This is a genomic window from Arthrobacter sp. Cr_A7 (genome assembly GCF_029222765.1).
Lineage (GTDB): Bacteria > Actinomycetota > Actinomycetes > Actinomycetales > Micrococcaceae > Arthrobacter.
In genome coordinates, this window is record NZ_JARHXQ010000024.1 from 1 (window position 1) to 5,941 (window position 5,941).

At 64.7% G+C, this 5,941-nt stretch carries 7 protein-coding genes; 3 read left to right on the forward strand and 4 right to left on the reverse strand.

What is annotated here, in order from left to right; translation table 11 throughout:
* Positions 1-24: 24 nt before the first annotated feature.
* Complete coding sequence (locus P2Q66_RS01220; protein WP_275724940.1) at positions 25-1,443, reverse strand: PhoH family protein; 1,419 nt, start codon at positions 1,441-1,443, stop codon at positions 25-27.
* Between the two features lie 239 nt (positions 1,444-1,682).
* Positions 1,683-2,444, reverse strand: a complete 762-nt coding sequence (locus P2Q66_RS01225; protein WP_079595694.1) for an isoprenyl transferase — start codon at positions 2,442-2,444, stop codon at positions 1,683-1,685.
* Positions 2,445-2,594: 150 nt separating this feature from the next.
* On the opposite strand from P2Q66_RS01225, the gene P2Q66_RS01230 reads away from it, so the two are divergent.
* The gene (locus P2Q66_RS01230) at positions 2,595-3,338 is read left to right on the forward strand and encodes a hemolysin III family protein (RefSeq protein WP_275724941.1); all 744 of its coding nucleotides are present in this window, start codon (positions 2,595-2,597) and stop codon (positions 3,336-3,338) included.
* A gap of 35 nt (positions 3,339-3,373) precedes the next feature.
* Here the strand turns inward: P2Q66_RS01230 and P2Q66_RS01235 are convergent, their stop codons facing one another.
* Both P2Q66_RS01235 and mca read right to left on the reverse strand, forming a co-directional pair.
* Positions 3,374-3,712, reverse strand: a complete 339-nt coding sequence (locus P2Q66_RS01235) for a hypothetical protein (RefSeq protein ID WP_079595695.1) — start codon at positions 3,710-3,712, stop codon at positions 3,374-3,376.
* Between the two features lie 99 nt (positions 3,713-3,811).
* The gene (gene mca / locus P2Q66_RS01240; protein WP_079595696.1) at positions 3,812-4,717 is read right to left on the reverse strand and encodes a mycothiol conjugate amidase Mca; all 906 of its coding nucleotides are present in this window, start codon (positions 4,715-4,717) and stop codon (positions 3,812-3,814) included.
* A 120-nt stretch (positions 4,718-4,837) separates the two neighbouring features.
* On the opposite strand from mca, the gene P2Q66_RS01245 reads away from it, so the two are divergent.
* Both P2Q66_RS01245 and greA read left to right on the forward strand, forming a co-directional pair.
* Positions 4,838-5,296, forward strand: a complete 459-nt coding sequence (locus P2Q66_RS01245) for a DUF4307 domain-containing protein (protein ID WP_275724943.1) — start codon at positions 4,838-4,840, stop codon at positions 5,294-5,296.
* Between the two features lie 151 nt (positions 5,297-5,447).
* A partial coding sequence (greA, locus tag P2Q66_RS01250) for a transcription elongation factor GreA (protein WP_079595698.1) occupies positions 5,448-5,941 on the forward strand: 494 nt, incomplete at its 3' end.

The window sequence follows — 5,941 nt, forward strand, 5'->3', positions numbered from 1 at the left end:
ACCACGGCCCTTCCTCCAGGAAACTTAGCCTTCGAGCAGTTCTGTGACCAGGGCTGCGATTGGCGAGCGTTCGGAGCGGGTCAGGGTGACGTGGCCGAAGAGCGGGTGTCCTTTCAGGGTTTCGACGACGGCGGCGATTCCGTCGTGGCGTCCGACGCGGAGGTTGTCGCGCTGGGCGACGTCGTGGGTGAGAACGATCTTGGAGTTTTGGCCGATGCGGCTCATGACGGTGAGGAGGACGTTCTTTTCGAGGGACTGGGCCTCGTCCACGATGACGAAGGCGTCATGGAGGGAGCGGCCGCGGATGTGGGTGAGGGGCATGACCTCGAGCATGCCCCGGTCCATGACCTCCTCCACCACTTCCTGGCTGACCAGCGCGCCGAGGGTGTCGAAAACGGCCTGGGCCCAGGGATTCATCTTTTCGGACTCGGAGCCTGGCAGGTAGCCCAGTTCCTGCCCGCCCACGGCGTAGAGGGGACGGAAGACGATCACCTTGCGGTGCTCGCGGCGTTCCAGTACGGCTTCCAGGCCGGCGCAGAGTGCCAGGGCTGACTTGCCGGTGCCGGCCCTGCCACCGATCGATACGATTCCGACGGCGGGATCCATCAGCATGTCGATGGCCAGGCGCTGTTCGGCGGACCGGCCATGGAGGCCGAAGACGTCCCGGTCGCCCTTCACCAGGCGGACCTGCTTGTCGGGGCCGACCCGGCCCAGGGCGGAGCCCCGGTTGGAGAGCAGGACGAGTCCGGTGTTGACCGGCATCTCGGCTGCTGCGGGGATGAAGACCGGCTCATGGCCGTACAGGGTGGAGATCTCCTGTTCGTTGGCTTCAACCTCGGCAACGCCTGTCCAGCCTGAATCCTTGACCAGCTCGTTGCGGTACTCGTCGGCGGTTAGCCCCATGGCGGAGGCCTTGACCCGCATCGGCAGGTCCTTGGACACTACCGTGACGTCCCGGCCTTCATTGGAGAGGTTCTTGGCTACGGCGAGGATGCGGCTGTCGTTGTCGCCGCTGCGGAAGCCCAGGGGCAGCACCTCTGCGGAAATGTGATTCAGCTCCACCATGAGGGTGCCGCCGTCGTCCCCGATGGGGATGGGCTGGTTGAGGCCGCCATGTTTGACCCGGAGGTCGTCAAGGAGCCGGAGTGCCTTGCGTGCGAAGTAGCCGAGTTCGGGATCATGCCGCTTGGCCTCAAGCTCGGTGATTACCACCACCGGGACGATGACTTCGTGTTCGGCGAAGCGAAGCAGTGCGCGGGGGTCGGACAGCAGGACCGAGGTGTCGATCACGAAGGTGTGGATGTCGGCTTCCTTTCCGGAGACGGCAAAACCGGCCGCAGCATCCGTTGCTGCGCCGGTTTGTGTGGTGGCTCGCATGGCGCGAGAGGTAGCTTTCCCTCCCTGGTCAAAAACGACCTCGGGCAGTTGTTCAGAAGTAGCCACATCGACTCCAGCCCCGGGCGCCAGCCCGGATTTGTTATTGGTGAGGCGGCTCGGCCACGAGGCCGGGTCCGGCCTCCCATACAACCGGTGCGATGTTTCGCTCCATGTACTGGCCTCCCCGATCAGCCGGCGGTTTTGCCTGCTGATGGATATAACGTAATTCCACCCCAAGTAATTTCCGCAACCATTACGCGGCGATTCCTGTTGCGCTTGCGTGAACTCGCAGTGAATGGCGGATGTCAGGAGCCGAAGCGCCGCTGCCTGCCCGCGTAGTCGCGGAGGGCACGCAGGAAGTCCACCTTGCGGAAGGCGGGCCAGAGCGCCTCGCAGAAGTAGAACTCGCTGTAGGCGCTTTGCCACATGAGGAAACCCGAGAGCCGTTGCTCGCCGGAAGTCCGTATCACCAGGTCAGGGTCCGGCTGCCCGCGGGTGTAGAGAAAGCGGGAAATGTCGTCCACGCTCAGCTCGTCGGCAAGCTGCGGGATGTCCTTGCCTTTGGCCATGGCGTCGCGCAGGAGTTCGCGCACGGCGTCCACGATTTCCCGGCGCCCGCCATAGCCCACCGCAACGTTGACGTGGATCTTTTCGCGGACCGGCGTGCGCGCAGTCAGCTTGTTGAGGCGCTCGGCGAGGTATTCGGGAAGCAGTTCGGGCGCCCCCATCGCGTGGACGGAGATGTTGGAGTCCTCGTCCAGACGGTCCAGGGTGTTGGCGATGATGCCCATCAGGAGGTCCAGCTCTTCGCTTGAGCGGTTCATGTTGTCCGTGGACAACATGTAGAGCGTGACCACCTTGACGCCGAGCTCCTGGCACCAGCCCAGGAACTCATGGATCTTGTCCGCGCCGGCCTGGTGGCCCTGGCTGGTGGGGGCGTTGAACTGCTTGGCCCACCGCCTGTTGCCGTCCACCATGACCCCGATGTGGCGCGGGATCCGGTCCCGGGATAGGTCTTTGAGGAGCCTGCGCTCGTAAAAGCCGTAGAGGAACCCGGGCAACTCCACGCGTCCACTCACCTGACTTCCTTGCTGTACGTACTTGCCACATCCTAGGCTACCGCCAGCCTGGGCAGTGGCAGTCCACCGGGCACCGGCGGCCGGAGGATGAGAGACTACCCGCCAGTAACTTACCGGGGCGTAAGTTATTCTGGAGCGATGAAGAGCGACTCTCCGGATACCCCGCACGTGCCGGAGCCGAAGAGACATCCGGCGGAAGCAAACCCTGAAACCGCTGCGGTGGACGACGCCGCGGTCAGGCTCGCTGAGCTGCTGATGATCAAGCCGAAGTGGCGCGGCTGGATCCATACCGTGACAGCACCGCTGGCCCTCATCGCCGGGATTGTCCTGGTGGCATTGGCTCCGACGCCGGACCGCAAGATCACATCAGCCATCTATGCCGCCACCGGCGTGCTGCTCTTCGGGATCAGCGCGATATACCACCGTGGCAACTGGTCCCCCGGCGTAAAAATGGTCCTCAAAAGGCTGGACCACACCAACATCATGCTGGTGATCGCGGGCAGCTATACCCCGCTGGCCTGGACCCTCCTGGACCGTCCGCAGGCGGTCCTGCTGCTGTGGGTCATCTGGTCCGGAGCCATCCTTGGCGTGCTGTTCCGGCTCCTGTGGACGGACGCGCCGCGCTGGCTGTACGTTCCCATCTACATTGCGCTGGGTTGCGGCGCCTTGTTTTACCTTCCGCAGTTCTTCCAGGCCAGCGTTCCGGCAGCCGTGCTGATCTGCGTCGGCGGCGCCCTCTACATTGCCGGCGCAATCTTCTACGCCCTGAAGAAACCGAACATCAGCTATCACCACTTCGGCTTCCACGAGCTCTTCCACGCTTTCACCGTTTTTGCCTTCGCGGCCCACTTCACGGCCATCACCCTGGCAGTGCTGGGCTGAGCTGCGGCAGGCGGAAAGCGGAGAGTCCGGGCGCCTTACTCCCGCGGCCGGGACTGGCCGGGGGCAATGCCGTTCCCGTCGCCGTCGGACCGGCCGGGTTCGGGGGCATTGAGCCCGTCCTGGGCGTCGGACGCCTGCACGTCGGCGGCGGCAGCGGCCGCAAGGCGGTCCTCCTCCACCTGGGCACGGTACCGCACCCTGCGGATCCGCCGCACCATGTCGACGATCAGCAGTGCGGTGGCCACCACGAAGAAGGCAGTCATGATGAAGCCCAGGAGGCCCGGCGTCACCTGATCCTCCGAGATACCTTCCCGCAGAGTTGGGGTGGGCAGCGGTGTGGGGGTTGTGGCCAGGCTGAGGAGCAGACGATGCACGTTTAATACCTTCTGTGGAACGGGTTGCAGCAGGCGGCGGACAGCACGGCCACAGGGCCTGAACCTATCTTCTACGCGGCATAGAAATTGCCTGCGGTTCTATCTTAGCCCCGCGAACAGATCCTTTTCCGGGAGCTCCGAGGGTACCCGGGAGCGGATCAGCGAGTAGTCCTCCCACGGCCAGGCGCGCCGCTGCATCTCAGCGGAGACGGCAAAGAAGAACCCCAGCGGATCCACCTGCGTCCGGTGGGCCCGGAGGGCGTCGTCGCGCACTTCGAAGAAATCCCCGCAGTCCACCTGCGTGGTGGTGGGGTGCGGAGCCGGCGGCGGGGTGTGCCCCTCGGCGTCGGACTCCAGCCACGCGGCCAGGCGCTCGGCGTACGGGGACTGCAGGCCGGCCTCTTCCAGCGCGAAGTGCAGCGCACGGAAACGCTCGGGGCTGAAGGCCCGGTCATAGTAGAGCTTGCTGGGTTCCCATGGATCCCCCGCCTCCGGGTAGCGGGCGGGGTCGCCGGCGGAATCGAAGGCTTCAACGGCAACCCGGTGCGCCATGATGTGGTCCGGGTGGGGGTACCCGCCGTTTTCGTCGTAGCTGAGGATGACGTGGGGCTTGAAGGACCGCACCAGCCTCACCAGCGGTGCTGCAGCATGGTGCAGGGGCAGGGTGGCGAAGGAACCGGAAGGCAGCGGAGGCAGCGGGTCGCCCTCGGGGAGCCCGGAATCAACAAAACCCAGCCAGCGTTGCCTGATGCCCAATATGGCGGCGGCCCGGTCCATTTCCAGCCGCCTGGCCCCTGCCATGTCCCGCTTCGGGTGGGGTTCGCCCTCCACCGCGGGGTTTTGGATGTCCCCGCGGGAACCGTCCGTGCACGTAGCAACCATGACATCCACGCCAGAGGCGGCATACATGGCCATGGTCGCAGCGCCCTTGCTGGATTCATCATCCGGGTGGGCGTGGACTGCGAGCAGCCGTAGCGGTGCCGGGGAGTTGCTGGACGCTGTCATGGAAGGACGGCTCCTAATTCATCTTTTGCCAAGTGCTGCTGAATGGACGGGGAACGGGGGTGGACTGCTGCCGGTCGCCGCTGCAACCGGCCCCGGCGGAAAGGGCACTAAACTGGTCTGGTGACTTCCCCGGACCAGCCGGCTCCAACCGCGCCCGCAGACACTAGCCTAGCCAATCGCTATGGTGCTAAAAAGCGCGGCTTGACGCCCGCCGCCAAGCGCACCATTGCGGGCGTGGCCCTGGCCGGAGGAATCGGCTTCATGGCGTGGGTTTCAACGTCCAACTCGCTGACGGACGTCACGTTCAAGGACGTGGGATACACCACTCCCGATGCCACCCTTGCTGAGGTGGACTTCCAGGTGACCCGCGAGCCGGGGACCGCCGTCAAGTGCGCCGTCAAGGCGCTCGATGCAAAGTACGCGGTGGTCGGCTGGAAAGTGGTGGACATCCCCTCGGACGCAGCGGAAGGAACGGCCGACGGCGGCAGGACAGTTTCGCAGCGTGTGGCCGTGCGCACCGAGTCGCTTTCCGTGTCCGGCGTGGTGGACAGCTGCTGGATAGCTGACGGAACAGCGTAAGACATGTGATGTGCGCCGCTCCATTGTTGGGTTAAGTCCGCGGGATTGACTACAATGGAGCAATACCTTTACCCCGCTGAGCTGGTTGCTGTTCCACAAGTGGCCACCGTGGCGGGGTCTTTTGCATGTAGGACCATTAGAGGAGAAGTCCGTGTCTACCACCAACAGCGCAGCTGCAGCCTGGCTCACCCAGGAAGCTTTTGACCGCCTGAAGGCAGAGCTGGACCACCTTTCCGGCGCTGGCCGGGCGGAGATCGTCCAGAAGATTGAAGCAGCCCGGCAGGAGGGTGACCTTAAGGAGAACGGCGGCTACCACGCGGCCAAGGAGGAACAGGGCAAGATCGAAGCCCGCATCCGCCAGCTCACGGCGCTGCTCCGCGACGCCCATGTGGGCGAGGCTCCTGCAGACGACGGAATCGTTGAGCCAGGCATGATCGTCGTCGCGAGGATCGCAGGCGACGAAGAGACGTTCCTCCTGGGCTCGCGTGAAATCGCCGGCGACTCGGACCTGGACGTCTTCAGCGAAAAGTCACCGCTGGGTGCGGCCATCCTCGGCCACAAGGAAGGCGACACGCTGAGCTACGTTGCTCCGAACGGCAAGGACATCAAGGTGGAGATCCTGTCCGCCAAGCCGTACGCAGGCTA

Excerpts from the sequence above, each read along its gene's own strand:
- P2Q66_RS01230 (WP_275724941.1), top strand. The coding sequence starts at position 2,595 with ATGAAGAGCGACTCTCCGGATACCCCGCACGTGCCGGAGCCGAAGAGA.
- mca (WP_079595696.1), bottom strand. The coding sequence starts at position 4,717 with ATGACAGCGTCCAGCAACTCCCCGGCACCGCTACGGCTGCTCGCAGTC.